Source organism: Methylobacterium gregans (assembly GCF_022179245.1).
Taxonomy (GTDB): domain Bacteria; phylum Pseudomonadota; class Alphaproteobacteria; order Rhizobiales; family Beijerinckiaceae; genus Methylobacterium; species Methylobacterium gregans.
Genome location: NZ_BPQM01000208.1, coordinates 1 through 1,202, shown reverse-complemented (window position 1 = coordinate 1,202; position 1,202 = coordinate 1). Strand labels below are relative to the sequence as shown.

General features: G+C 65.1%; 1 protein-coding gene. It reads left to right on the top strand.

Annotated features, from left to right (window positions below):
* Positions 1 to 139: 139 nt before the first annotated feature.
* The gene (locus MFF54_RS27555; RefSeq protein WP_238307359.1) at positions 140 to 709 is read left to right on the top strand and encodes a TspO/MBR family protein; all 570 of its coding nucleotides are present in this window, start codon (positions 140 to 142) and stop codon (positions 707 to 709) included.
* Positions 710 to 1,202 lie beyond the last annotated feature (493 nt).

Here is a 1,202-nt window from a genome sequence, read left to right as displayed (position 1 = left end):
TAGTTGGTTCTCCTCCTAGTGGATCAGATCTGACGCTTGGTGCCCACTCGCGAGGTCCACAACGGTTGGGCGGACTGTCTATGGCCGGGAACGGGCTTCGCGGCCCGGCGGTTGCTCCCTTGCAACCGAAGGACTGCCCATGCAGTCGAGAGATGACCACCACGATGCACCGCGTCGGGGCTTATCGCCGCTCGCAGCCGCGCTGACGGTCGGGGGAGTGTTGCTTGGATGCGGCCTCATCAGCCGGCGCTACAGCCCCGACCCGTCTCATCCAGATATAAGGCGCTGGTACAAGCGACTCGACAAGCCCAGCTACAAGCCTCCGGATCCCGTCGTCGGCGCAGCCTGGCCGGTCGTGAACTCTCTCCAGTCGGCCGGAGCTTACCGGCTCCTGCGCATCCCGGCCGGTCCCGAGCGCGACGTCGCGGTCGGCCTGTGGCTGCTCTGCCAAGCCCTGGTCACGGCCTACGGTAAGGTCGCGTTCGGCGACAAGAGCCTCACGGGCGGCGTTGTGACCGGGACCGCACTCGTCGCCGCCAGCGCGGCCTTCATCGAGCGGGCCGCCCGGATAGATGGAGCCGCGGCCGCGCTCGGCGTCCCACACGCGGCCTGGTCGGCATTCGGCGACGTGCTCACGGAAGATCTGCGGGAGCGGAACCCAGACCTCGACGGAAGCGAGGTGCCGGAGCGGTACGTGAGGCCGGGATAGGAGGCGCGCAGCCATATAGCCCGTGGGACGGAACGCGCTCGTTGAGACTGCGGAAACCTTGTTTGGGTGCGCCGCGAGGAACCGCCTTGCAAGAAGCGGGTTTCGACCCTCAAATGCACCGCGTAGTTTTCTTGGTTGGTCCTGGGAAAGCTCGATGCAAATTCGCCCCGTCAGCCTCGCGCTGCGGGGCGTTTTTGTTTATCAATCCTAAACAAGATACATCCATCGGTTGTGCCAGTTCTCGTCTGGCGCGATGAGGACACCAGCCAAAGCGCTGGAATAGACGGCCTAGCCTCACCCCCTCCTGCTGTGTGGCTAAATTACACTATCGCAAGCGCGGCCGTTGGGCTTTCTCTCTCGCCATGTTCCCCGCCACGGGGAGAGAGATTTTAGGCCATGAAGAAGCTTCTCCTCGCCTCGACCGTGCTGGCCGGCCTGACCGCCGCCGCTTCTGCTGCCGACCTGCCGCGTCGTGCCGCCCCGCCGCCGGTCT